This window comes from Sphingopyxis sp. PAMC25046 (assembly GCF_004795895.1).
In the GTDB taxonomy this organism is placed as follows: domain Bacteria; phylum Pseudomonadota; class Alphaproteobacteria; order Sphingomonadales; family Sphingomonadaceae; genus Sphingopyxis.
The window spans coordinates 244,425-266,850 of record NZ_CP039250.1 but is presented as its reverse complement, the minus strand read 5'-3'; the positions used below and the strand labels follow the sequence as shown (position 1 = coordinate 266,850).

Annotated in this window: 27 protein-coding genes and 1 tRNA gene; 15 read left to right on the top strand and 13 right to left on the bottom strand. The window is 66.0% G+C overall.

Going from position 1 to position 22,426, the window contains the following annotated elements; all coding sequences use genetic code 11:
* The first annotated feature begins 29 nt into the window (after positions 1-29).
* Positions 30-500, top strand: a complete 471-nt coding sequence (locus E5675_RS01270) for an Lrp/AsnC family transcriptional regulator (RefSeq protein ID WP_136173092.1) — start codon at positions 30-32, stop codon at positions 498-500.
* Positions 501-546: 46 nt separating this feature from the next.
* Positions 547-620: transfer RNA gene (locus tag E5675_RS01265), tRNA-Gly, on the top strand.
* Between the two features lie 96 nt (positions 621-716).
* Here E5675_RS01265 and E5675_RS01260 read toward each other — a convergent pair.
* Complete coding sequence (locus E5675_RS01260) at positions 717-1,493, bottom strand: transglutaminase family protein (protein ID WP_136173091.1); 777 nt, start codon at positions 1,491-1,493, stop codon at positions 717-719.
* Positions 1,494-1,565: 72 nt separating this feature from the next.
* Between E5675_RS01260 and E5675_RS01255 the strand changes: the two genes are divergently transcribed.
* Complete coding sequence (locus tag E5675_RS01255) at positions 1,566-2,801, top strand: MFS transporter (protein WP_136173090.1); 1,236 nt, start codon at positions 1,566-1,568, stop codon at positions 2,799-2,801.
* On the opposite strand, the gene E5675_RS01250 is transcribed toward E5675_RS01255, so the two are convergent.
* Entirely contained in the window at positions 2,774-3,535 is a 762-nt protein-coding gene (locus tag E5675_RS01250; protein WP_136173089.1) for a competence/damage-inducible protein A, read from the bottom strand. The genes E5675_RS01255 and E5675_RS01250 overlap by 28 nt on opposite strands.
* A 101-nt stretch (positions 3,536-3,636) precedes the next feature.
* Between E5675_RS01250 and E5675_RS01245 the strand changes: the two genes are divergently transcribed.
* Positions 3,637-4,275 carry a glutathione S-transferase family protein gene (locus tag E5675_RS01245; protein WP_136176285.1) on the top strand — a complete coding sequence of 213 codons (639 nt, stop codon included), beginning with the start codon at positions 3,637-3,639 and terminating at the stop codon, positions 4,273-4,275.
* 108 nt (positions 4,276-4,383) lie between these two features.
* Here the strand turns inward: E5675_RS01245 and E5675_RS01240 are convergent, their stop codons facing one another.
* From E5675_RS01240 to ung, 4 genes are all read right to left on the bottom strand, one after another.
* Positions 4,384-4,563, bottom strand: a complete 180-nt coding sequence (locus tag E5675_RS01240; protein WP_136173088.1) for a hypothetical protein — start codon at positions 4,561-4,563, stop codon at positions 4,384-4,386.
* A gap of 155 nt (positions 4,564-4,718) precedes the next feature.
* Positions 4,719-5,177, bottom strand: a complete 459-nt coding sequence (locus E5675_RS01235) for a YaiI/YqxD family protein (protein WP_136173087.1) — start codon at positions 5,175-5,177, stop codon at positions 4,719-4,721.
* Positions 5,174-5,932, bottom strand: coding sequence for a sulfite exporter TauE/SafE family protein (locus E5675_RS01230; RefSeq protein WP_136173086.1), 759 nt, complete (start codon positions 5,930-5,932; stop codon positions 5,174-5,176). Before E5675_RS01230 ends, E5675_RS01235 begins: the two co-directional genes overlap by 4 nt.
* Before the next feature lie 10 nt (positions 5,933-5,942).
* A complete protein-coding gene (gene ung / locus E5675_RS01225) occupies positions 5,943-6,647 on the bottom strand; it encodes a uracil-DNA glycosylase (protein WP_136176284.1) in 705 nt (234 codons plus the stop codon).
* A 104-nt stretch (positions 6,648-6,751) separates the two neighbouring features.
* On the opposite strand from ung, the gene tldD reads away from it, so the two are divergent.
* From tldD to E5675_RS01175, 10 genes are all read left to right on the top strand, one after another.
* Positions 6,752-8,194 carry a metalloprotease TldD gene (gene tldD, locus E5675_RS01220; protein WP_136173085.1) on the top strand — a complete coding sequence of 481 codons (1,443 nt, stop codon included), beginning with the start codon at positions 6,752-6,754 and terminating at the stop codon, positions 8,192-8,194.
* 184 nt (positions 8,195-8,378) lie between these two features.
* The gene (locus E5675_RS01215; RefSeq protein WP_136173084.1) at positions 8,379-9,614 is read left to right on the top strand and encodes a hypothetical protein; all 1,236 of its coding nucleotides are present in this window, start codon (positions 8,379-8,381) and stop codon (positions 9,612-9,614) included.
* An 82-nt stretch (positions 9,615-9,696) separates the two neighbouring features.
* On the top strand, positions 9,697-10,098 hold the full coding sequence (locus tag E5675_RS01210) for a hypothetical protein (protein ID WP_136173083.1): 402 nt from the start codon (positions 9,697-9,699) through the stop codon (positions 10,096-10,098).
* A gap of 69 nt (positions 10,099-10,167) precedes the next feature.
* The gene (locus E5675_RS01205; protein WP_136173082.1) at positions 10,168-10,743 is read left to right on the top strand and encodes a DUF924 family protein; all 576 of its coding nucleotides are present in this window, start codon (positions 10,168-10,170) and stop codon (positions 10,741-10,743) included.
* A 28-nt stretch (positions 10,744-10,771) separates the two neighbouring features.
* Positions 10,772-11,335, top strand: a complete 564-nt coding sequence (locus E5675_RS01200) for a pyridoxamine 5'-phosphate oxidase family protein (protein WP_136173081.1) — start codon at positions 10,772-10,774, stop codon at positions 11,333-11,335.
* On the top strand, positions 11,335-11,565 hold the full coding sequence (locus E5675_RS01195; RefSeq protein ID WP_136173080.1) for a DUF2007 domain-containing protein: 231 nt from the start codon (positions 11,335-11,337) through the stop codon (positions 11,563-11,565). The genes E5675_RS01200 and E5675_RS01195 overlap by 1 nt, the downstream gene beginning before the upstream one ends.
* Before the next feature lie 18 nt (positions 11,566-11,583).
* The gene (locus tag E5675_RS01190; RefSeq protein WP_136173079.1) at positions 11,584-12,282 is read left to right on the top strand and encodes an endonuclease/exonuclease/phosphatase family protein; all 699 of its coding nucleotides are present in this window, start codon (positions 11,584-11,586) and stop codon (positions 12,280-12,282) included.
* A 178-nt stretch (positions 12,283-12,460) separates the two neighbouring features.
* The gene (locus tag E5675_RS01185; protein ID WP_003043080.1) at positions 12,461-12,799 is read left to right on the top strand and encodes a P-II family nitrogen regulator; all 339 of its coding nucleotides are present in this window, start codon (positions 12,461-12,463) and stop codon (positions 12,797-12,799) included.
* A 17-nt stretch (positions 12,800-12,816) separates the two neighbouring features.
* Positions 12,817-14,181, top strand: a complete 1,365-nt coding sequence (locus E5675_RS01180) for an ammonium transporter (protein ID WP_136173078.1) — start codon at positions 12,817-12,819, stop codon at positions 14,179-14,181.
* A 350-nt stretch (positions 14,182-14,531) separates the two neighbouring features.
* Complete coding sequence (locus tag E5675_RS01175; RefSeq protein ID WP_136173077.1) at positions 14,532-16,922, top strand: TonB-dependent receptor; 2,391 nt, start codon at positions 14,532-14,534, stop codon at positions 16,920-16,922.
* Positions 16,923-17,155: 233 nt separating this feature from the next.
* On the opposite strand, the gene E5675_RS01170 is transcribed toward E5675_RS01175, so the two are convergent.
* Positions 17,156-17,635 carry a hypothetical protein gene (locus E5675_RS01170; RefSeq protein ID WP_136173076.1) on the bottom strand — a complete coding sequence of 160 codons (480 nt, stop codon included), beginning with the start codon at positions 17,633-17,635 and terminating at the stop codon, positions 17,156-17,158.
* Complete coding sequence (locus tag E5675_RS01165) at positions 17,632-18,006, bottom strand: VOC family protein (protein WP_136173075.1); 375 nt, start codon at positions 18,004-18,006, stop codon at positions 17,632-17,634. The genes E5675_RS01170 and E5675_RS01165 overlap by 4 nt, the downstream gene beginning before the upstream one ends.
* A 61-nt stretch (positions 18,007-18,067) precedes the next feature.
* Here E5675_RS01165 and E5675_RS01160 point away from each other — a divergent pair, with 61 nt between their 5' ends.
* Positions 18,068-18,622 carry a winged helix-turn-helix transcriptional regulator gene (locus E5675_RS01160; protein WP_136173074.1) on the top strand — a complete coding sequence of 185 codons (555 nt, stop codon included), beginning with the start codon at positions 18,068-18,070 and terminating at the stop codon, positions 18,620-18,622.
* Positions 18,623-18,625: 3 nt separating this feature from the next.
* Here the strand turns inward: E5675_RS01160 and E5675_RS01155 are convergent, their stop codons facing one another.
* The 5 genes from E5675_RS01155 to E5675_RS01135 form a co-directional block, all read right to left on the bottom strand.
* Positions 18,626-20,212: a GMC family oxidoreductase N-terminal domain-containing protein gene (locus tag E5675_RS01155; protein WP_136173073.1), complete on the bottom strand. Its 1,587-nt coding sequence runs from the start codon at positions 20,210-20,212 to the stop codon at positions 18,626-18,628.
* Between the two features lie 96 nt (positions 20,213-20,308).
* Positions 20,309-20,617 (bottom strand): hypothetical protein, encoded by a 309-nt coding sequence (locus tag E5675_RS01150; protein ID WP_136173072.1) that lies wholly within the window; start codon positions 20,615-20,617, stop codon positions 20,309-20,311.
* Positions 20,614-21,528: a sterol desaturase family protein gene (locus E5675_RS01145; protein WP_136173071.1), complete on the bottom strand. Its 915-nt coding sequence runs from the start codon at positions 21,526-21,528 to the stop codon at positions 20,614-20,616. Before E5675_RS01145 ends, E5675_RS01150 begins: the two co-directional genes overlap by 4 nt.
* Positions 21,521-21,925 carry a hypothetical protein gene (locus E5675_RS01140; protein WP_136173070.1) on the bottom strand — a complete coding sequence of 135 codons (405 nt, stop codon included), beginning with the start codon at positions 21,923-21,925 and terminating at the stop codon, positions 21,521-21,523. Before E5675_RS01140 ends, E5675_RS01145 begins: the two co-directional genes overlap by 8 nt.
* Positions 21,922-22,356 carry a TIGR01244 family sulfur transferase gene (locus E5675_RS01135; protein ID WP_136173069.1) on the bottom strand — a complete coding sequence of 145 codons (435 nt, stop codon included), beginning with the start codon at positions 22,354-22,356 and terminating at the stop codon, positions 21,922-21,924. The genes E5675_RS01140 and E5675_RS01135 overlap by 4 nt, the downstream gene beginning before the upstream one ends.
* Between the last annotated feature and the right edge of the window lie 70 nt (positions 22,357-22,426).

The following is a 22,426-nucleotide window of genomic DNA, read 5'->3' as shown; positions in this document are numbered from 1 at the left end:
AAGATTTGAGCACATATTAGTCGATTCAGATGAAAAATAGCCCATTGATAGTCGAATTGGACGAATTCGATCGCAAGATCCTCGCGATTCTGGGACGCGACGGGCGGATCACCTTCACCGAGCTGGCCGTGCAGGTCGGCCTTTCGAAAACGCCGTGTCAGCAGCGCGTGAAGCGCCTCGTCGACAGCGGGCTGATCACCGGTTTTCGCGCGATCGTCGATCCAGCCAAGGTGGGGCTCGACCATGTCGCCTTCACCGAGGTCAAGCTGTCGGACACCCGCGAAGAGGCGCTCAAGCAGTTCAACAAGGCCGTGCGGCAGATTCCCGAGGTCGAGGAATGCCATATGATCGCGAGCAGCTTCGATTATCTGCTCAAGGTCCGCACCCCCGACATCCGTCGCTATCGTATCGTCCTCGGCGAAAAAATCTCGAGCCTGCCGCACGTCGCGAGCACTTCGACCTTCGTCGCGATGGAGACGATCCGCGAAGCGGCGCGCTGAAGGATTGACCGCCGCGCCGGAAGGCGGCAAAGGCCAGAAACGGCGCGCGGGTGTAGCTCAATGGTAGAGCAGAAGCTTCCCAAGCTTACGACGAGGGTTCGATTCCCTTCACCCGCTCCAGATTTTCGCAGCGATTTGGCCCCGCTATCGCGATCCGCGAAAGTCCGGCCAGTCCGCACAGCGGGACTGACAGCGTGGCTTTGCCACGCCCCCCCCCTAAACCTTCTCCACCGTCACCGACTGCTCGACCAGCTGGATCTCGCGATAGGCGGTCAGAAAAGCGATGTCGGCGGCGTCGCGGCCGATGCAGATGCGCGCGCATCCCGACGGCCTCGTCATCCCCGTCGCGTCGACCATATGCCAGTCGCCATCCAGATAGACTTCGGCGACGGCATGGAAGTCCATGGGCCGGACGCCGAGCGCGTAGACGCTCGCCATGCGCGCCGGGATATGCGCGGCGCGCGCGAGCGCGATCATCACATGCGCATAGTCGCGGCACACACCGCGCCGCTCGACGAAGCTGTCGAGCGCGCCGGTATCGATGGTGCTGGTGCCCGCGACATAGGTGAAGCGGCTCTCGATCCAGTCGCGCATGCGGACGATCTTCGCGCCGCCTTCGAGCTCGCCGAAGCGGCGGTCGACGAAGGCGTGAAACTTGTTCGACGGGCAATAGCGCGATTCGTTGAGATAGGGCACCGCCTCGGCCGGCAGGCGGTGCAGCGGCACTTCGGCCAGCGACGCGAGGTCGATGTCGGGGCGGTCCACCACGACGCGCGCGCGATATTCGGCGCGGAGCGTGCCCTCGGCGCGCAGCCAGATCGGGTCGCAGATGCCGTCGGGCGCGGGGACGCGCGAAATGGATTCGGGCTCGCCGAGGTCGAGCGAGGCGTCCTCGACACGCTGGCCGCCGCCGTTCGCCGCCTCGATCTGGAGCATCAGGTCGACGGGTTCGGACAGCCGGTAATTTAGGGAGGCGGAGATTTCGAGTTTCATCTATCGGCAACGCATCAAGGAGGGTTCGGTGGCACTTAATAGGACAAAGGCCGGGACAAGGGAAAAGAACAAGTGACGCCTTCGCGCACCATCCCCTTCATCGTCGCGACGATTTTCATGGATGCGGTCGGCTTCGGCATCATCATGCCGGTCTTGCCGCAGCTTGTGATGGAGGTCGGCAAGATCGACCTGCCGCACGCGATTGAGGTCGGCGCGTGGATCGGGCTCGTCATGGCGGTCGCGACCTTTATCGCCTCGCCCGTGCTCGGCAATCTCTCCGACCATTTCGGGCGGCGGCGCGTGCTGCTCCTCGCATTGGGCGGGCTCGCGGTCGATTACGCGCTGCTGACGATCGTCGAGACCCTGCCCTGGCTGTTCGTCGCGCGCGCGCTGTCGGGCATTTTCGGCGGCAGCTACGCCGCGGCGCAGGCGGCGATCGCCGACATCACGGCTCCGCAGGAGCGCGCGCGCAACTTCGGCTTCGTCGGCGCGGCGTTCGGGATCGGTTTCGTCGCCGGGCCCGCGATCGGCGGCTTCCTCGGCGAGATGAGCCCGCGTGCGCCCTTCGTCGCCGCCGCGATCCTCGCAGCCGCGAACATGCTCTATGGCCTGTTCATCTTCCCCGAAACGCTGCCGCCCGAGCGCCGCCGCGCCTTCGACTGGCGCCGCGCCAATCCGCTCGGCGCGTGGCAGACGATGCGCGCGCTGCCCGGCATGGACGGCGTCGCCGGAGTGCTCGTGCTGTGGCAGATCGCGAGCCTCGTCTATCCGATGACATGGAGCTTTTACTGCATCGCACAGCTCGGCTGGACGCCGGGGATGATCGGCGCGAGCCTCGCCGCGGTCGGGGTGATGATCGCATTGGGGCAGGTCTTCGTCGTCGGCCCCGCGGTCGCGCGCTTCGGCGAACGCGACGCGGCGACGCTCGGCATCCTTGTCGCAGTCGCGGTTTACGTTAGCTATGCCTTCACCACCTCGACGATCGGCGCCTTCCTGCTCTTGATCCCCGTCGCGTTGCAGGCCCCCGTCCAGCCGTCGCTGATGGCGATGATGTCGCGCCGGGCCACCGCGGAGACGCAGGGCGAGGTGCAGGGTATTTCGGCGATGGCGATGGGGCTGGGACAGCTCGTCGCGCCGCTGCTGCTCACGGGAACGATGGCTTATTTCACCGCCGACAAGGCGCCGGTGCATTTTCCGGGTGCCGCCTTCATCGTCGCCGCCATCTTTGGCCTGCTGGCGATTGCCATGCTCCGCCGCCTGCCGCGCGCGCAGCCGGCCGATCAGATCCCGCCGTCGGTCACCGCGTAGCCGAGCGCATCGAAGCCGGCGGTCAGCATCTGGGTGCACGCCGCGACCTCGGCGCCGTCGACCGAGCGAATGACGAAATTCGCGCCGACCTTGCCATCGCGAAAGAAGGGGTAGCTGCCGATCGCGACCCCCGGATGCTCCTTTTCGCCGAGGCGGAGCAGGTCGGCGATTTCGCTCTCGGGCGCCCAGGCGCCGATCGTATGCGCGACGAGCGGCTTGCCGCCTTCGAGCTCACCAGTCAGCGCGTCGAGCATCCCCGCGGTGATGTGCGGTACCCCGGCCATCACGAACAGATTGCCGATGCGGATACCCGGCGCGCCCGACATGCGGTTGGGGATCAGCTCGGCGCCTTCGGGGGTGCGCGCCATGCGCAGCCGCGCTTCGGTCAGTTCGCCGCCGCGTTTGCTGTAATAGCCCTCGAGGATCGCGCGCGCCTCTGGATGGACGATGACGCCGACGCCGAGCGCCTTCGCCACCGCATCGACGGTGATGTCGTCGTGTGTCGGGCCGATGCCGCCGGTGGTGAAGACATAGTCGTAGCGCGCACGGATCGCGTTCAGCGCGTCGACGATCTCGTCCTCGACATCGGGAACGATGCGCACCTCGCGCAGCCTGATCCCCTGCACGTCGAGCCAGGTCGCGATCTGCGATACATTCTTGTCCTGCGTTCGGCCCGAGAGAATCTCGTCGCCGATCACCAGCACGGCGGCGGTCCAGATGCGTTCGTCGCTCATCGCTTTGCCTTAGCCCGCTGGCATGACAAAACAAGTCCGCTGGCAGTCGAACATTGTTCTTGATATGTTCCTACCCGAATCGATCCAATGGGAGAAGCATGGTGGCCGACGAACTGATTTTCTATACCAACCCGATGTCGCGCGGACAGATCGCGCGCTGGATGCTCGAAGAGGTCGGCGTGCCTTACGAGCCGCGCATCCTCGATTATGGGACGACGATGAAGGACGCCGAATATCTCAAGGTGAACCCGATGGGCAAGGTTCCGGCGATCGTCCACAATGGCAAGGCCGTCACCGAATGCGCCGCGATCTGCGCCTATCTCGCCGACGCCTTTCCCGAAGCCGGGCTCGCCCCCGACCCGGCCGACCGCGCCGATTATTATCGCTGGCTCTTCTTCACCGCGGGCCCCGTCGAGCAGGCGATCACCGCCAAAAATTTCGGATTCGAGCCCGACGCCGACCAGCAGCGTATGGCGGGCTTCGGCTCGCTCGCCGCGGCGCTCGACACACTCGAAAGCGCGGTTGCGGGCAAGGCCTTCGTCGCGGGCGAGCGGTTCAGTGCCGCCGACGTCTATGTCGGCAGCCAGATCGACTGGGGGCTGCAGTTCGGCACCATCGCGCTGCGCCCGGCGTTCGAGGCCTATGCCGCCGGACTTCGCGAACGCCCGGCCTACCAGCGCGCGAAAGAAATCGACAACGGCCTGATCGCCGAGATGCAGGCGGCGGGCACCGCGGGCTAGAAGCAGAACTCGAAAACGAGACAGCCCTCCCGCCTGGGTCGCAGGGGCGGGAGGGCTGTGGTTCCGGACCGCCGTGGTGGGGCGGCCCGGATAGGAAACCGGTCGGGCCTAGCGCGCGGCTTCGCGCACCTTCTGCACTGCGGGGAGCAGCAGGCCGATCAGGATCTGGATCGGGTTCGAGGTCAGCGTCATGCCGCCCTGCGCGGGCTGCGCCGACTGCGCCATCGCGGGGGTCGCCGAGGCGAGGATGGCGAGCGCGAGGACGGGGGCGATCATCTTCCTGTTCATCGTCATTTCCTTTCAGAATCGGTTCAAAGTCGTCGAATTGGGCTCGGGTATTTCCCGATGACCCGGCTTATGCCGCGCGGGGTCGCGCCCGGCCGTGATCGCCATCACTCGCCGCAGAAAAACTCACAAAGATTTGAAAAAAAGAAAGAAACTTTCTATCCGCGCTTCAAACGCACCAGCGCCGTATCGAGCGCCTGCAGGAATTGCGAGCGATCGGCCTTCGAAAAGGGCGGCGGTCCGCCGACCCGGCCGTCCATTCCCGCGCGCAGGTCGGCCATGATCGCGCGGGTCGCGATCGCGGGGCCGATCGATGCCGCCGTGAAGGGCTTGCCGTTCGGGCCGAGCACGCTCGCCCCCGCTTTCAGCGCGCGGTCGGCGAGCAATATGTCGGCGGTGATCACGATGCTCTTCGCATCCGCCGCTTCGGCGATCCAGTCGTCGGCGGCGTCGAAGCCGTCCGAGACGGTAACGCGCTCGATCAGCGGATGCTCGGGCACGCGCAGGCGGCTGTTGCTCACGACCTTGACCGGCACCTCGTGCCGCCACGCGACGCGATAGATTTCGTCCTTCACCGGGCAGGCGTCGGCATCGACGAGGATCACGGGCGCGCTCATCCCGCGAGCCCGTCCCAGAGCAGCTTGGCGCCGAGCAACACCATCAGCGCATAGATGAGCACATAGAAGCGTTCGGGATTCATCCGCTTCATCCAGCGCACGGTCAGCAGCGTCGACACGATCGCGAGCGGCATCAGCAGCAGCGCCGCGACGACCACCTCGTGCGGAAAGGCGCCGAGCGCGAGATAGGCGGGCACCTTCATCCAGTTGATCAGCGCGAAGAGCACCGAACTCGTCCCGATGAAGACGAGATGCGGCAGGCGGCGCAGCGTCACCCACATCTGGAACGGCGGGCCGCCGGCGTGCGCGATCTGGCTCGTCAGCCCGGTCGCAAAGCCGAACAGGCTGCCGACCCAGCCCGGCGACTGCGACGCCGCGACGATCCGCCCGCCGCGCTCGACCCACAGACGGTAAAGCCCGAAGGCGAGCGTGATCGCGCCCAGCGCCGCCATCAGCTGCGCCTCGTTCACCCGTTCGGCATAATACCAGCCCGCGAGGATGCCGAGCGCAGCGCCGGGCAGCATCCAGCCGATGATCCAGCCGTCCCACGTCTTGCGGAACGACCAGACGCTGATCACGTCCTGAACGATCAGGACGGGCAGCAGCAGCGCCGCCGCGGTCGCGGGCGGCAGCACGAGGGCTGCCAGGGGCGTCGCGAGCGCGCCGACCCCGGCGAGCCCGCCCTTCGCCATGCCGAGCAGCACGACCGCGACGACCAGAATCGCCAGCGTTGCCGGATCGGCCAATATGCTCATGCGGCGGGGCTCATGCGTCGGGATTGTCGGGCAGGCGCCAGTCGATCGCGCCGCGTCCCTTCGCCTCGAGAAATGCGTTCGCTTGGCTGAACGGCCGCGACCCGAAAAAGCCGTTGTGCGCCGACAGCGGCGAGGGGTGCGGCGCGCGCAGGATCAGGTGCGGGCCGTCGGGCCCCAGCCCCGGCACATTCGCCGCCTTCTTCTGCGCGTGGCTGCCCCACAGGATGAAGACCTTGGGCGCCGGGTCGGCGGCGACCGCGGCGACCGCGGCGTCGGTGAACTTCTCCCACCCCTTGCCCTGATGCGATGCGGCCATCCCCGCCTCGACCGTCAGGCAATTGTTGAGCAGCAGCACGCCCTGGCTCGCCCAATGTTTGAGATAGCCGTGCGAAGCGGGCGCGATACCAAGGTCGCTCTTCATTTCCTTGTAGATGTTGACGAGGCTCGGCGGGGTGCGCACGCCGGGTTGCACCGAAAAGCAGAGCCCGTGCGCCTGTCCCGGCCCGTGATAGGGGTCCTGCCCCAGGATCACGACGCGCACGTCCTGCGGCGGCGTCGCGTCGAGCGCGGCGAACCAGTCGCGTGGGCGCGGAAAGATCGCCTTCCCCTTATCGCGCTCGCCCGCCAGAAATTGCTTGAGCGCCGCCATATAGGGCTGCTCGAACTCGCCGCCGATGCGGGCGAGCCAGTCGGGATGCAATTTGACCTCGGCCATGCCCATGGGCTTCACCAGAGCGTTGCGGACTTGTCCAGCCTTCTATTCCCCCCGCGCGGCGAACGGGCCTTTGCCTCATCGGCTCGCTTCCCTATATCACTCCGATGACAAGCCCGACCGATCCCCGCCGCTTCCTCTACCGTGCCGACGCGCTCGACCCCGATCTGGCGCAGAAGCTCGCGCGCGAAGCGCTCGCCAAGGCCGACGACGGCGAACTTTACCTGCAATATCGCGCGACCGAGAGCTTCGGCTTCGACGACGGGCGCCTCAAGACCGCCGATTATTCGACCGACGCCGGTTTTGGCCTCCGCGCCGTGTCGGGCGAGATGACGGGCTTTGCCCATGCCAGCGACGTCAGCGCGGGGGCGATCCGCCGCGCCGCCGAGACGCTCGCGCTGCTCGATCCCGCCAGCCAAGCCCCCGCCGGCCCGCCGCCGCGCACCAACCGCCACCTTTACGACGAGGCGAACCCGCTCGACCTCATCCCCTTCGCGAAGAAGGTCGAGCTTTGCCAGAAGGTCGACGCGGCCGCGCGCGCGCGCGATCCGCGCGTCGTACAGGTCTCGGTCGCGCTCGCCGGGAGCTGGTCGGTGGTCGAGATCGTCCGCGCCGACGGCTTCCTCGCGACCGACATCCGCCCGCTCGTCCGCCTCAACGTCTCGATCGTGGTCGAGGAGAACGGGCGGCGCGAGAGCGGCTATTTCGGCCTCGGCGGCCGCTACATGTACGATCATCTGTTCGAGGAGGCGCAGTGGAACCGCGCGATCGACGAGGCGCTGAACCAGGCGCTCGTCAATCTGCGCGCGGTCGACGCCCCTGCGGGCGAGTTCACCGTGCTGCTCGGCCCCGGCTGGCCCGGCGTGCTGCTCCACGAAGCCGTCGGTCACGGGCTCGAGGGCGATTTCAACCGCAAGGGCACCAGCGCCTTTTCGGGCCGGATCGGCGAACGCGTAGCGGCGCCGGGCGTCACCGTGGTCGACGACGGTGCGATGGAAAGCCCGGTCGGCGGCGGCCGCCGCGGCTCGCTCAGCATCGACGACGAGGGCACGCCGACGAGCGAAACGGTGCTGATCGAGGACGGGATCCTCAAAGGCTATATGCAGGACCGCCTCAACGCGCGGCTGATGGGTGTCGAACCCACCGGCAACGGGCGCCGCGAGAGCTTCGCGCACGCGCCGATGCCGCGGATGACCAACACCTTCATGCGCGGCGGGAATGACGATCCCGCCGAGCTTCTGAGCCGCGTCAAGAACGGTATCTTCGCCAAGAGCTTTGGCGGCGGACAGGTCGACATCGTGTCGGGCAAGTTCGTTTTTTCCTGCACCGAGGCGTACAAGATCGAGAACGGCAAATTGGGCGACTCGATCAAGGGCGCAACGCTGATCGGCGACGGGCCGAGCGTGCTGACCAAGGTCACGGGTATCGGCAACGACATGGCGATCGACGAAGGCATCGGCATCTGCGGCAAGGGCGGCCAGAGCGTCCCCGCGGGCGTCGGCCAGCCGACCTTGCTGGTGAGCGGGCTGACCGTCGGCGGGACGGCCTAGATTCCTTCTCGCTTAACGGGAGAAGGATATGCAGCCTTGCCGCAAGGCGCCGTCGAGGGGGAGGGCGACCGGAGTGATCGCCCTCACTTGGCGTCCCGCCTCGCCGCGCATATAGGATAACCAAACAGAAACATGATTCGGTCGCATCATCCGTGGGGGAATCCCTCGCAATAGGGAGGATAATATGCGTTCGACTCTGCGTTTCGTTTCCGCGGCCGCCGTCGCCGCGACGCTCGTCGCCGTTCCCGGTTCGGCGCAAAAAACGACCGGCCCCAAGGAACGATACGAGATGGACGTCGCGACGATGTCGGGTTTCGCCGCGATGACCGCGGGCGGACGCAAACCCGGCGTGGGCGGCATGATGGGGATGATGTTCGGCGGCGGCCCCGAAAATCAGGTCGCGCGCACGATCGAACTCCGGCTCGGGGCGAACCTGCCGCCGACCAAGCCGCCCGCGCGCGCCGATCATTTTTTCCAGCCGCAGGCGAAGCTTGGCGCGTCATTGCCGCTATGGGGCCCCGAGCCCGGCCAGCCGCGTCAGCGCGAGGACGGCAACGAAATGCCCGACAATTTCGAGCGCCCCAAGGGTCGCCTGCTGCTGTTCTGGGGCTGCGGCGCCAAGGCCGGGCCGGGGCAGCCCGTCGTGATCGATTTTGCCAAGGTCGCGGCGGGGCAAGTGCCGCCGAACCTTTTTACCTCGACCGTCCCGCGCATCCGCGAGGTGATGACGTCGAACAGCGCCTCCTATGCCGACTGGCCGAACCGCAAATCGTCGAAAGCGGTGCCGAAGGACAGCTCGCTGCTCGGCGCGCACCGCATCGCGGGGAATGTGGGGCCGGAGATCAATTTCACGCTTGCGCAGGACTATATGCCCGCGCTGGGTGCCTCGACCACGATGCAGGGCGACGGGTCGGTGATGATCCGTTGGAACGCACTCCAGCCGGCGACCGGCTATGTCGCCTGGGCGTTCGGCGGCATGGACCGCGGCGGCGGGAACGGCGACATGGTGTGGTGGACGAGCAGCAACGCGCGCGAATTCGGCGGCGGCCTGTGGGACTGGCTGCCGCCGTCGGTCGTCGCGAACCTGATCACCAAAAAGATCGTGATGCCGCCGTCGCAGACGAGCTGCCAGATCCCCGCCGAGGTCAAGAAGGCATCGGGCGAGATGATGATCGGCAATTTGAACGCCTTCGGGCCCGAAGCCAATTTCTCCTATCCGCCAAAGCCGGCGGGCAATGCCGTGTGGAACATCGACTGGACCGCGAAAGTCCGTTTCCGATCGCACACGATGCTGATGATCGGCGCCGACTTCGGCGGCATGAGCGGCTCGAACACGGGTGGCAGCACCCCCGCCGAGCCCGCGAAAAAGAAGAAATGCAAGGGCCCATTCGGCATTCCGCTCCCCGACGGAGCGTGCTGAAACAGCGGCGAGTCAGCCCCTGTTCACGCACAATCGCGTAAACGGGCGCCGGGTAGGCTATGATGAAGACAGGAGTCGAACCATGCGTCACCTCATCCCGGCGCTCATTGCCGCCGCGGCCGTAGCAGCCGCCCCCGCCGCGACCGCGCGCGAGAAGCTCGATCCCGAGGCCGAGCTTGCCAAGCTGCTCGAAGGCCGCGTCGCCGGCGAACCGCAGAGCTGCATCCCGCTGTCGACCGCGCGCAGCTCGCAGATCATCGACAAGACGGCGATCGTCTACAAGGTCGGCAGCACCTATTGGGTCAACCGGCCGAAGGGCGGCGCCGAATCGCTCGACGACGACGATATCCTCGTCCTCAGGACGTCGGGGAGCCAGCTGTGCAGCATCGACACGCTCGAACTGCACGATCGGACGAGTCGGATGTACAGCGGCTTCGTTTCGCTCGGCGAGTTCGTGCCGTACCGCAAAGCGAAGGGCGAATAGCTTCGCGAGCGCACAGCTAAGCTATCCAGGGTTGCGCAAACCGCTATGGATTGCTTGGCTGCGCTCGCAATGACAAGTGATTCCCAAGCGCCCGCCCCTCCCCCCGCCGACTGGGCCAAGCAACTGCTCGCCTTCTGGTTCGACGACCATGGCATGGACGACTGGTACGGCGGCGGCCCCGATTTCGATGCCGAGGTCCGCGATCTTGCCGAAGGCTGGCACGAGGCCCTCCGTTCGCAGCCCGCCGAGGCCTTTCTGACCGAACCCGACACCGCGCTCGCGGCGACGATCCTGTTCGATCAGGTGCCGCGCAACATCTATCGCGGCCACGCCGACGCCTTCGCGACCGACAGCCTCGCCCGCGCGATCGCGCATGGCATCGTCGCGCGCGGCTGGCACGAGGGCTGGCCCGACGAGCGCCGCCAGTTCGCCTGCCTGCCCTTCCAGCACAGCGAGGATCTCGGCGACCAGCGCGAATCGCTGCGCCTGTTCGCGGCGTTCGACGACCCGATGTTCCAGGATTACGCCAAGAAACATTTCGACATCGTCGACCGCTTCGGCCGCTTCCCGCATCGCAACGAAGCCCTCGGCCGCGCGACCCGGCCCGACGAGGAAGCCGCGATAGAAGAAGGAAAGAATTGGTGATAGGGCGGGCGCGAACCGGAGAACAGCCATGGCCGAATTCACCGATACGCTGACCGAAAAGCATATCGCCTTCATCGCGAAGCAGCCGGTCTTTTTCACCGCGACCGCCGCCGCCGACGGCCGGATCAACCTGTCGCCAAAGGGCTATGCCGACAGTTTCCGCGTCCTTTCCGAAAATCAGGTCGCCTATCTCGACCTCGGCGGATCGGGAAACGAAACCCACGCGCACCTCGCCGCCGACGGGCGCATCACGATCATGTTCTGCGCCTTCGATCGCAGCGCGCTGATCCTGCGTATCTATGGCCGCGGCCGCCCGGTGTTGCCGCAAGACGGGGAATGGGACGCGCTCGCCACCCATTTCACGCTGCTTCCCGGCACGCGCCAGATTTTCGTGATCGACGTCGAAAGCGTGCAGACGAGCTGCGGCTGGGGTGTGCCGATGATGGAATTGCAACACGAACGCGACACGCTGCAGAAATATCACCGCCAGGCCGACCGCGCCCTGTGGGTCGAGAAATTCAAGGAACGCGACCGGAGCATCGACGGCCTGCCGACGCGCCCGACCGATCGTTTCATAACGGGCGACGCCTGATGCCGCTCGTCGAGCTTGTCCGGCTTCCCAATGGCGCCGAAGCCGAATTACTGCGCGGCCGGCTCGAGAGCGCGGGGGTCCATGCCGTCTGCTTCGACGCGGGCATGAACATCGCCGAAAGCGTCGGCCTGCTCATCCCCGTCCGTATCATGGTGCTCGACGAAGACCTTGCCGAAGCGCGGGCGCTGGTCGCCGAATTCGAGGGCGGCGGGAACGGAAACGCGGCCTGAGCGCTTGAAAAGCACGTCATGATCAAGGTCGCCAGTTACAATATGCGCAAGGGCATCGGGCTCGATCGCCGCCGCGACCCCGGCCGGGTGCTCTCGGTGCTCGGCGAGCTCGACGCCGATATCGTCGCGCTGCAGGAAGCCGACCGGCGTTTCGGGACGCGCGCGAGCGCGATCCCGCCGCACATGTTCGCGGATCATAGCGATTATGTCCCCGTCGACCTGCTCAGCGGGCGCCCCTATGCGATCGGCTGGCACGGCAATGCGCTGCTCGTCCGCAAGGGCGCCGAGGTCGAGGAAAGCCATGCGCTCCACCTGCCGACGCTCGAACCCCGAGGAGCCGTCGCGGCGACGGTGCGCATCGGCGACACGCGGCTCCGCGTCGTGGGCATGCACCTCGACATTTCGGGGCTCCGCCGCCGCCAGCAGGCGCGCGCGATCCTGAACCATGTCGCCGAGGGCGAGCCCTTGCCGACGATCCTGATGGGCGACTGCAACGAATGGCGCGCGACGGGAGGATGCCTGGCCGATTTCGGCGCGCAGCACCGCCTCGTCGACACCGGCCACAGCTTTCACAGCCGCCGCCCCGTCGCGAAGCTCGACCGGATTTTCGCCACCCCCGACCTCGAAGCGGTCGAGGCGGGCGTCCACCGCAGCGCGCTCGCGGCGCGCGCGTCGGATCATTTGCCCATCTGGGCGCGATTTACGAAGGCGTCCTAGTCCGCCCGCCGCTGCTGCCTAAAATTTAGGCAAAGCACTGCCTCGCCTGCCCACCGAACGCACGATCTGGTGCGTCCGCGACTCCAAAACCGTCACAAAATGTTAACTTCTGCCGCGCGGACGCAATCTGGCACGCCCGTTGCAGAGCGACATGGTGCCATTAGCAAAAGGGGGCGTCATGAAGCTGATCCTGGCCATCATCAAACCATTCAAGCTCGACGAGGTGCGCGAGGCGCTCACCGGACTCGGCATCGCCGGCATGACCGTGACCGAGGTGAAGGGCTTCGGCCGGCAAAAGGGGCAGACCGAAATCTATCGCGGCGCCGAATATGCCACCAACATGGTGCCGAAGGTGAAGATCGAGCTCGTCTGCGACGACGCGCTCGCACCGCGTGTCGTCGAAACCTTGCAGCAAAGCGCCGGTACCGGTTCGATCGGCGACGGCAAGATTTTCGTCCTCGACGTCGGTCAGGCCGTGCGTATCCGCACGGGCGAAACCGGCGAGGCGGCACTGTAATGACGAAGGGGGAAACTATGACGTTCGCAAACAAGATTGCGGCGAGCGCCGGGGCCGTCGGCCTCTCGCTGTTCGCCGCGCTGCCCGCCTGGGCCCAAGAAGCGGCGCCCGCCGTCGCAGAGGCCGCCGCGCCGACAGCCGACAAGGGTGACACCGCCTGGATGATGATTTCCACCGTGCTCGTCATGGCGATGATCGTTCCTGGCCTCGCGCTATTCTACGGCGGGCTCGTCCGCACGAAGAATATGGCTTCGGTCCTCACGCAGGTGCTCGCGGTCGCGGCGCTCGCGATGATCCTCTGGGTCATGTACGGCTACAGCCTCGCCTTCGGCGGCGACGCCAACCAATTCATCTCGGCCGGAAAGACGTTTCTCGCCGGCGTGACAGCGGATTCGACCGTCGCGACCTTCACCGATGGTGTCGTCATCCCCGAATTCGTGTTCATTGCCTTCCAGATGACCTTCTCGGCGATCACCGTCGCGCTGGTGCTCGGCGGCCTCGTCGAGCGGATGAAATTCTCGGCGGTGATGGTCTTCGCGATCGTCTGGCTGACCATCGTCTATTACCCGATCGCGCATATGGTCTGGTATCTCGGCGGCGACGATGCCTCGACCGGCCTGATCTTCGGCTGGGGCGCGCTCGACTTCGCGGGCGGCACCGTCGTCCACATCAACGCGGGTGTCGCGGCGCTCGTCGGTGGCTTCATCATCGGCAAGCGCAGCGGCTACCAGAAGGACATCATGGCGCCGCACTCGCTGACCATGACGCTGATCGGCACCGGCCTCCTTTGGGTGGGCTGGTTCGGCTTCAACGCCGGCTCGGCGCTCGAAGCCAATGGTTCGGCCGGCCTGGCCCTCATCAACACTTTCACCGCGACCGCCGCCGGCGTGCTCTTCTGGATGCTCACCGAACGCGTTCTCGGTCACAAGGGCTCGCTGCTCGGCGCCTGTTCGGGCGCGATCGCCGGCCTCGTCGCCGTCACCCCGGCCGCGGGCAACTCGGGTCCGTTCGGCGCGATCCTGCTCGGCGCGATCGCGGGCATCGTCTGCTGCTGGTTCGTGATGAAGGTGAAACCCAAACTCGGCTTCGACGATTCGCTCGACGTCTTCGGCATCCACGGTCTCGGCGGCATCATCGGTTCGGTCGGCACCGCGGTGACGATGCTCGCCGCGCTCGGCGGCCCCGCAGGCGACGATTATGTCCTCGGCAGCCAGCTCTGGATCCAGATCAAGTCGGTCCTCGTCGCGATCCTTTGGTCCGGTGTCGGGTCGGCCATCGCCTTCTATATCGCCAAGGCGGTCACCGGCGGGCGCGTCTCCGAAGAGGTCGAGCGCGAAGGCCTCGACCTCGGCGAGCACGGCGAGCGCGCCTATAATTATTGACGAGACAGGATACCCGTCGCCGCACGTCTCTCTCCTTTCAATCGGCGGCGGCGGGATCCTCACCAGGTTCCTCCTGCGAACCACTGGCCGGGACCGACGTCCCGGCCTTTTTTTGACTGTGGCCGGAAGGGCCACGGGCCCGGGACCGACGTCCCGGCCTTTTTTTGATTGTGGACGGAAGGGCCACGGGCGCGGGATCGAGGTCCCCGGCCATTTTTTACTGTGGCCGCGACGCAACAGGTTCGGGTAATTTTATTGCGCGTGAATCGTCCCCCATTGCAGATCAATCGCAAGAGGCGCACGCTCCCGGACGGACCAGCGTCAGATTGGCCACCAGGAGGAGGATTATCATGAATGCACGAGCATCTTTGCTCGCTGGCTTGTCGTACCTTGCGCTCGCAAGCGTCCCGGCAGCGGCGCAGGACGCGCCATCGGGCAGCTATGACGGCAACGAGATCATCGTCACCGCGACCAAGCGCGACGCCAGCCTTCAGGACGTTCCCTTTTCGATCAACGCCCAGACCGAGCAGGCGATCGAGCGCGCCAATGCGAGCACGATCGAGGATCTGTCGCGCAACGTCGCGGGGCTGACCGTCCAGAATCTCGGGCCCGGGCAGAGCCAGGTGTCGGTACGCGGCGTTTCCGCCGGGCAGATCGCGCGCGACCAGCCGGGCGTCAAGGAACAGGTCGGCGTCTACCTCGACGAATCGGTCGTCTCGCTGTCGCTGTTCACCCCGGACCTCGACCTGTTCGATTTGAACCGCGTCGAAACGCTGCGCGGGCCGCAAGGCACGCTCTTCGGCTCGGGTTCGGTCGGCGGCACGCTGCGCTATATCACCAATCAGCCGACCACCGACCGTGTGGAAGGCAAGGTCGAGGGCAATGTGAACCTCGTCGACGGCGACGATTTCGGCGGCCATCTCAAGGGTGCGATCAACCTGCCCCTGAGCTCCAACCTCGCGATGCGCGCGGTCGGCTATTACACGCGCTACGGCGGTTTCATCGATGCGCTGCGCGAAGGCGGCGGGGTCACAGAGGACGTCAACAGCGGCGAACGCTATGGCGGCCGCGTGTCGCTCCGCTGGGAACCGGCCGAGAATCTCTCGATCACCCCGCGCTTCCTTTACCAAAAGGTTACGACCGACGGTTTCAACCGGCAGGAAGTCTATAATCTCTTCGCCAACCAGTTCACGACAACGCGCCCGCAGGTGGCGTTCGAGGAGCGCCAGCAATATCTGCTGCTCGACGAAGCGTTCGAGGACGAGGTCAAGCTCTTCGATCTCACGATGAACTATGGCGGCGACACGATCGGCCTGACCTCGGTCACGAGCTATACCGATCGCGACATCCTCGTCAGCCGCGATGCGAGCGCGCTCACGGGCAGCGTGTCAGCCGATCTCGCCTTCCCCGACGCGGGTATCCTGCTCCCGTCGAACCTCGTCGACACGACGGGGGTCAAGCAGTTCACGCAGGAACTTCGCGTGAACTCGGCAGGCGAAGGCCCCTTCCAATGGCTCGTCGGCGGCTATTATGCGAACGTCAAACGCGACTATGCCCAGCGCCTGCCGACGCCCGGTTATGATGGCTTCACCGACGCGACCCTCGGCGCCGGAACTTCGGCTGCGGTGGCGAATGGCTTCGGCCCCGATTCGCCCTACAACGCCGACATTCCCTATGACCTGTCGCAGATCGCGATTTTCGGCGAACTCAGCTATGATTTCACCGAGCGCCTCACCGCAACGGTGGGCGGGCGCTATTATGCCTTCGACGAAACGCGGCGCTTCGTATCGGGCGGGCTGTTTACGAACGGCGACAATGACCGCGACAAGACCTCGTCGACCGGCTTTTCGCCGCGCCTGCTCTTGAGCTACGACGTGGCCGACGGGGTCACGCTCAACGCGCAGGCGTCGAAGGGCTTCCGCCTCGGCGGCGTCAACGATCCGCTGAACCTTCCGCTATGCGACGGCGGGGTTCCGAACGGCCCCGATGCCGAGACCTTCGGCGGCCGGCCGCGCTACGACGACGAAACGCTGTGGAACTACGAAGGCGGGGTAAAGGCGCAGTTCGGCGGCATCACCTTCAACGCCGCCGGCTTCTATACCAAGATCAACAATCTGCAGGTCACCGCCGACGCCGGCAGTTGCTCGTCGCGCATCGTGTTCAACGCCGACGCGCATACGATGGGGCTGGAATTCGAGCTGTCGGCGAGCCCCGTCACCGGGCTCGATCTCGGATTGTCGGGCAGCTATGTCGAGGCCGAGTTCGATTCGACGCTGACGCGCCCGAACGGCACGGTGATCGAGGGCATACGCGACGGCAACCGCCTGCCCTCGGTACCGAAGTTCCAGATGGCGGCGAACGCGACCTACAGCTTCCCGATCGACGCATCGGGGAACAGCAACGCCTTCGTCACCGCCTCCTTCCAGCATGTCGGCAGCCGCTATACGCAGCCGGGGGACCAGGAGAACAACCCGCGCACCTTCGTCCACGGCTTCACCTTCGGCGGCGCGCCGATCGGCTCGGCGACGACGCTCGAACTCAAGCTGCCCGACTATCAGCTGGTCAATCTCGGCGCCGGGATCGAATTCCCCGACGAACTCGAAATCTCGGTCTATGTGAACAATCTGCTCGACGAAAATGCGCTACTCGCCTTCGACCGCGAACGCGGCGGGCGCGCACGGCTCGGCTTTGCGACGAACCAGCCGCGCACCTTCGGCGTCACGGTGCGAAAGGGCTTTTAAGCGGCCGCGAAAGGGGCCGGATCGCAGGTGCGCGCCGGCCCCTTTCTCAACTGAAATGCTGCACAAATTTTGTGCAGCATTGCCGCAATTTTAGCCTTTCCAACATGACATTAATGTGGCATTCATTGGGTCAACAGTTTCAGGAGGGGAGAGCCTGAAAGGCTGGGCCGGGACGCAAGTCCCGGCCCTCTTTTTTTGTGCGCAACATGCGCCCGCCTGAAAAGTGGCGGCTTTCAGGGGTTTTTGCGCGTGTAGCGCAGCACGGCGAAGACGTGCCAGCTACCATCTTCCCGTAGAACCGAATCGCTGACGAGGAGCCGCCCACCCTCTTTAAGGACATAGGTCGAGCGGCCGATCTCGACATCGGCGCTGCCCCAATGCGTCCACCATTTCGCCGCATTCACCCCGCCCGCAATCGCGCGCGTGCGCCCCGTGCTGTCGGTCCATTTCCCGCGGACGCGCCCCTTCGCATCGACGGTATAGCTCGCCTCGGCCGAGTAGGTGACGGGCGGGGTTCGCTCGATGCGCAGCCGATAGGCAAGCGTCGTTGCGCCGCCCTCGCCCGGCGCGATCTCGAGCGTCGCGGTCGCGGGCTTGCCGAACGCTTCACCTTCGCCGACCCAGCTTCCGTGCCAGGCGGCCAGCGACGGTGCGCCGGCGGCGGGCGCCGCGGACGCGAGAAGCGCCGCAGCCGCCCAGCCGAGCGCTGTCATGACGCCATCTCGGACTGCGAGAACATGAAGGCGTTGCCGTCGGGATCGAAAAAGGTGAGCAGCTTCACCAGCCCGGGGATATGCTGGATATCGCCGTCCTGCCGCACGCCTTCGGCATCGAGATGCGCCTTGGCCTGGACGATGTCGGCGACCTCGAACACATTGGTCGCGCCGCCGCCCTGCACGACGCTCTCGACCTCGCTGAGCCCGATATTGACCCCTGCCATTGGCGTCCGTAGCTCGCACCAGCCGATCTCGTCGGCGCGGTAGAGCAGTTCGCAGCGCATCACCCGCTCATACCAGGCGATCGACGCGGTCATGTCCTTCACCCCCATCGAGCAGGTCAGCTCGGATCCATATTCGAGCGCCATATCTTTGCTCCCTCTACCGGCATCCTTGCACCGATGGTCCGGTTTGTATATTTAGTTGCAAATGACGTCAAGCAAGTCCGATCCGCTGCCTCCCGACCCCGTTCTGGTTCAGCTCGGAAGCCACCGCTGGCTGGTGCCCTTGCTCGCCGATCTCGCTGGTCACAAGGGCGCGCGCTTCGTCGAGCTCATCCACCGGCTGGGACTGCCCCGCGACAGCCTGACGCGGACACTGGAGGCCGCGCAGGCGATCGGCTGGGTGCGGCGCAACCCCGGTCACGGCCACCCGCTCCGCCCTGAATATATATTGACCGAAACGGGACAAGCGGCCGCCGCGCGCGCCGCGACGATTGCCGACGCCCATGGCGCGCTCGGCCTGCCGTCCGGCGCCGCGACGCGCTGGGGACTGCCGCTCGTTGTCGGCATCGGCGCGGGGCACGACCGCTTCAACGCGCTGTCGCGTCTGCTCGCCCCTGCGACACCGCGCGCGCTGTCGCAGGGGCTGGCTGCGCTTGGGCGCCATGGGCTGGTGACGCGCGAGGTGATCGACATGCGCCCGCCGGCGAGTCGGTATGACCTGACGGGCAACGGGCGATTGTTGGCGGCCGCTTGCTCTTAGCCCTCAGGCCAGCGCCGCCTTCACGAAGTCAGCCGCGCGTTCGCCGATCATGATGCTCGGCGCGTTGGTGTTGCCGCTGACCAGCCGCGGCATGATGCTCGCGTCGGCGACCCACAGTCCGTCGACGCCGTTCAGCTTCAGCGCCGGATCGACCACCGCATCGGCATCGCTGCCCATCCGGCACGTGCCGACAGGGTGATAGACGGTGTCGGCGCGGCTGCGGATCAGCGCGTCGAGCGCGGAATCGTCGCCCAGATCGACCGGATGGCGGTCGACCCCGGCATAGTCCGACAGCGGCGGCGCCGCCGCGATGCGGTGCATCATCCTTACGCCCGCCCGCAAGGTCGCCATGTCGCGGTCGTCGGTCAGGAAGCCCGGGTCGATCAGCGGCGCCGCGGCGGCATCGGGCGACGCCAGCGTTACCGACCCGCGGCTTTCGGGACGCAGCACGCAGGCGTGGCACGAAAAACCATGCCCCTTCACCTTCGTCCGGCCATGGTCCTCGAGCATCGCGGGGACGAAATGATACTGGATGTCGGGCGCGGGCAGGTCCGGCCGCGATTTCCAGAAGCCGCCCGCCTCGGCGAAGCAGGTCGTCATGATGCCGCTGCGTTTGGTGCGATGCTCGAAGATCGCCTTGACCATCCGCCAGGTGCCGCCCGCGCTGTCGCCGAACGGGTCGGCCGAGCGCGTTTCCCAGCTCGACACATAGTCGATATGGTCCTGCAGATTCGCGCCGACGCCAGCGCGGTCGAGAGCGACCTCGATCCCCTTGTCCTTGAGATGCGCGCCCGGCCCGATCCCCGACAGCATCAATATCTGCGGGCTGTTGAAGGCGCCCGCCGACAGAACCACCCCGCCGCGCGCACGGAGCGTCTCGCGTTTCGATCCGCGCCGGATGACCACCCCCGTCGCGCGGCCGTCCTCGACGACGATCTTCTCGACCAGCGCCCCCGTGCGCACCGCGAAATTGCCATGTTCGCGCAAGGGCTCGACATAGGCGCGCGCCGCCGACCAGCGTTCGCCCGCTTTCTGCGTCACCTGATAGAGGCCGAACCCCTCCTGGCTCGCACCGTTGAAATCGGCCGTGCGCGGCAGTTGCAGCGCCGCCGCGCTCTCGACGAAGCGCCGGCTCGTCACATTGGGCCAGCGCTGGTCCATGACGTTGAGCGGCCCGCCGCTGCCGTGGAAATCGTCGGCTCCGCGCTCATTATGTTCGGCGCGTTTGAACCAGGGAAGTACGTCGGCATAGCTCCACCCCGTCGCGCCCAGCGACGCCCACTGGTCGTAATCGAAGGCTGCCCCACGGATATAGACCATCGCGTTGATCGCGCTCGACCCGCCGAGCCCGCGCCCGCGCGGCTGGTATCCGGTGCGCCCGTTCAGCCCCTTTTGCGGCACCGTTTCATATTTATAATTCGAGCTGTTCCGGATGAAGGGCATGAAGCCCGGCGTCTTGATCAGCATATTGTCGTTGCGCCCGCCCGCCTCGACCAGACAAACGCTGCGCTTGCCGTCCTCGGCGAGCCGCCCCGCCGCCGCGCTGCCCGCGCTGCCTCCGCCGATGACGATGATGTCGAACTGATCCATGCTTGCGCCTCTCCCTCGCGCCGCCTGGCTGGCGGTCTTCCGGATGCTTACATGAATGTCATTAGATGGCGAAGCAAGCTGCCAGATGCAATGGTTTCAGATGCAGTTACCGTTGAGACATGCCGCCAGCAAAAGCAGCGAAGGCGCGGCGCAAAGCGCGAGCAACAGGCCTCCACTCACGATCAGCCAATGATTTCCGGAACGCCAGCCGGCGATAGCGCCCACAAGGAAAACGGCGACACAAAGGAGCGAGACCAGCCATAGTCCCGATCCGGCCGAGCCCGCAAAAATCATCACCCCGCCATAGTGCAACCCGGCAATGCTGGCGAACAGCGCCAGCGCGATCGGCATAGCACCCGCCACGAACGCCAGCACATCCCAATAGCGCCAGCGGGTATCGCTCACTCCGCCGGTTCCTCGACCGGCCGTCCGGCGGCCCAGCGTTCCTTGATCGTCGCGCTCGTCGCGCGGCTGCCGTCGTGGCTCCAGCCGGGCTCGCGCCACATATAGTCGAGCTTGTGCCGCCACGGCGCGGCCCACACGTCCTTCGCGATCCCGACCCATTCATGGACCGCGGCCCACAGGATGTTGAAGCTGCCGAGCTGCTTGACGATGCCGTAACGCACCGGCTCGTCGTCGCGTTCGGCGACGAAGCTGCCGAACATCCTGTCCCAGATGATGAAGACGCCGGCATAGTTCGCATCGAGATAGCGCGGATTGACGCCGTGGTGTACGCGGTGGTGCGACGGCGTGTTCATCACCGCCTCGAACCAGCGCGGCATCCGCCCGATTGCCTCGGTATGGATCCAGAACTGGTAGATCAGGTTCAGCCCCGCGCAGAAAAAGACCATCGCGGGCGGAAAGCCGATCAGGAACAAAGGCAGGCGGAAGATGAAACCGAGGCTGAAGAAGCCGGTCCACGTCTGCCGGAGCGCGGTCGACAGATTATAATGCTGGCTCGAATGATGGATGACATGGCTCGCCCAGAACCAGCGCACGCGGTGCGCGCTGCGGTGAAAGGCATAATAGGCGAGATCGTCGAGAAAGAAGCAGAGGATCCACGCCCACCACCAAGTGCTGAACTCGATCCCGATGTCGAACAGACGGAATTGATAGACCCACACCGCCATGCCGATCACCGCCGCACCGACGAGCGCGCCCGCGACCTGGCTCACCGTGCCGAGCATCAGCGAGGTCAGCGTATCTCGCGCTTCGTAGCGGCTCCGGTCGCGGCGCAGCGAGATCAGCATTTCCACGATCAGCAGCAGGATGAAGGCGGGCACGGCATAGACGACGGGATCGGGAAGTTCAGGCACGAACGATCTCCCGCATCCGCGATGCCCACATCCCCGCATCCTTCCCCAGTTGCAGCGTCACCGCGCCGAAGGTCTTCTCCGGCATCGTCAACGTCAGGAAATCCTTGTCGAGCCGCCCGATGACACTCGCATCGACCGGCCGCGCCGCGAAATGATTGCCGTGCGCGCGGACCAGCAACATCCGACCCTCGGCATTGCGGACGATCGCCGCAAAGCCCGCGCGGTCGCGCGCCACTTCGATCCCGCGAAACCCCGCTTCGGCCTCTTCGGCGAGCCGGATCGCGTGATCGGCATCCTGGATGCGCGGATCGGCGCCGAGCCCCATCTTGCCGACCAGCCAGGCGATGAACAGCACCGCGACGAGCGACGCGCCGGTCTGGACCGCGACCGCAGTCATTTCGAGCCTGAAAGCGCGTCCAGCATTGGCCGCAGCCCCGAAAGATCGTAACCCGCCTTCGCGGCCGCATCGACGATGCCGCCGACGTCGTCGCCGGCGCGCGCGCGCGTCAGCGCCCACAGGTGCGTCGAGCGCGTTCCCGAACGGCAATAGGCGAGGATTGGCCCCGTCGCGCTCGCCAGCAATTTGTCGAGCGCGTCGATCTGCGCATGGCTGAACCCCGCATGGCCGATCGGAATCGCGGCGTAGGCCAGCCCCTCGGCGGCGCAGGCGCCCCCGATATGCTCGCCCTGCGGCGCCGCCGGTTCCTCGCCGTCGGGACGGTTGTTCACCACCAATGCAAAGCCTTGCGCCTTGGCCTCGGCGACATCCTCGATGCCGATCTGCGGCGCGACGCTGAACTGGGCGGACAGGGGACGAAAATCGCTCATGCCGCCGATCTACTCCCGCCGCGCATTGGCTGACAAGCGTGAAGGTGCATGCGCGATCGAAGGATGGCCG

What these genes read in the sequence shown, in the direction of transcription:
- E5675_RS01235 (WP_136173087.1), bottom strand. Translation starts at nt 5,177, where the DNA reads ATGAGCGCGCCCGTGATCCTCGTCGATGCCGACGCCTGCCCGGTGAAG.
- ung (WP_136176284.1), bottom strand. Translation starts at nt 6,647, where the DNA reads ATGGCCGAGGTCAAATTGCATCCCGACTGGCTCGCCCGCATCGGCGGC.
- E5675_RS01180 (WP_136173078.1), top strand. Translation starts at nt 12,817, where the DNA reads ATGACGTTCGCAAACAAGATTGCGGCGAGCGCCGGGGCCGTCGGCCTC.
- E5675_RS01170 (WP_136173076.1), bottom strand. Translation starts at nt 17,635, where the DNA reads ATGACAGCGCTCGGCTGGGCGGCTGCGGCGCTTCTCGCGTCCGCGGCG.
- E5675_RS01230 (WP_136173086.1), bottom strand. Translation starts at nt 5,932, where the DNA reads ATGAGCATATTGGCCGATCCGGCAACGCTGGCGATTCTGGTCGTCGCG.
- E5675_RS01215 (WP_136173084.1), top strand. Translation starts at nt 8,379, where the DNA reads ATGCGTTCGACTCTGCGTTTCGTTTCCGCGGCCGCCGTCGCCGCGACG.
- E5675_RS01250 (WP_136173089.1), bottom strand. Translation starts at nt 3,535, where the DNA reads ATGAGCGACGAACGCATCTGGACCGCCGCCGTGCTGGTGATCGGCGAC.
- E5675_RS01210 (WP_136173083.1), top strand. Translation starts at nt 9,697, where the DNA reads ATGCGTCACCTCATCCCGGCGCTCATTGCCGCCGCGGCCGTAGCAGCC.
- E5675_RS01205 (WP_136173082.1), top strand. Translation starts at nt 10,168, where the DNA reads ATGACAAGTGATTCCCAAGCGCCCGCCCCTCCCCCCGCCGACTGGGCC.
- tldD (WP_136173085.1), top strand. Translation starts at nt 6,752, where the DNA reads ATGACAAGCCCGACCGATCCCCGCCGCTTCCTCTACCGTGCCGACGCG.
- E5675_RS01260 (WP_136173091.1), bottom strand. Translation starts at nt 1,493, where the DNA reads ATGAAACTCGAAATCTCCGCCTCCCTAAATTACCGGCTGTCCGAACCC.
- E5675_RS01160 (WP_136173074.1), top strand. Translation starts at nt 18,068, where the DNA reads ATGACGTCAAGCAAGTCCGATCCGCTGCCTCCCGACCCCGTTCTGGTT.
- E5675_RS01195 (WP_136173080.1), top strand. Translation starts at nt 11,335, where the DNA reads ATGCCGCTCGTCGAGCTTGTCCGGCTTCCCAATGGCGCCGAAGCCGAA.
- E5675_RS01175 (WP_136173077.1), top strand. Translation starts at nt 14,532, where the DNA reads ATGAATGCACGAGCATCTTTGCTCGCTGGCTTGTCGTACCTTGCGCTC.
- E5675_RS01135 (WP_136173069.1), bottom strand. Translation starts at nt 22,356, where the DNA reads ATGAGCGATTTTCGTCCCCTGTCCGCCCAGTTCAGCGTCGCGCCGCAG.
- E5675_RS01270 (WP_136173092.1), top strand. Translation starts at nt 30, where the DNA reads ATGAAAAATAGCCCATTGATAGTCGAATTGGACGAATTCGATCGCAAG.
- E5675_RS01185 (WP_003043080.1), top strand. Translation starts at nt 12,461, where the DNA reads ATGAAGCTGATCCTGGCCATCATCAAACCATTCAAGCTCGACGAGGTG.
- E5675_RS01155 (WP_136173073.1), bottom strand. Translation starts at nt 20,212, where the DNA reads ATGGATCAGTTCGACATCATCGTCATCGGCGGAGGCAGCGCGGGCAGC.
- E5675_RS01200 (WP_136173081.1), top strand. Translation starts at nt 10,772, where the DNA reads ATGGCCGAATTCACCGATACGCTGACCGAAAAGCATATCGCCTTCATC.
- E5675_RS01190 (WP_136173079.1), top strand. Translation starts at nt 11,584, where the DNA reads ATGATCAAGGTCGCCAGTTACAATATGCGCAAGGGCATCGGGCTCGAT.
- E5675_RS01165 (WP_136173075.1), bottom strand. Translation starts at nt 18,006, where the DNA reads ATGGCGCTCGAATATGGATCCGAGCTGACCTGCTCGATGGGGGTGAAG.
- E5675_RS01240 (WP_136173088.1), bottom strand. Translation starts at nt 4,563, where the DNA reads ATGAACAGGAAGATGATCGCCCCCGTCCTCGCGCTCGCCATCCTCGCC.
- E5675_RS01140 (WP_136173070.1), bottom strand. Translation starts at nt 21,925, where the DNA reads ATGACTGCGGTCGCGGTCCAGACCGGCGCGTCGCTCGTCGCGGTGCTG.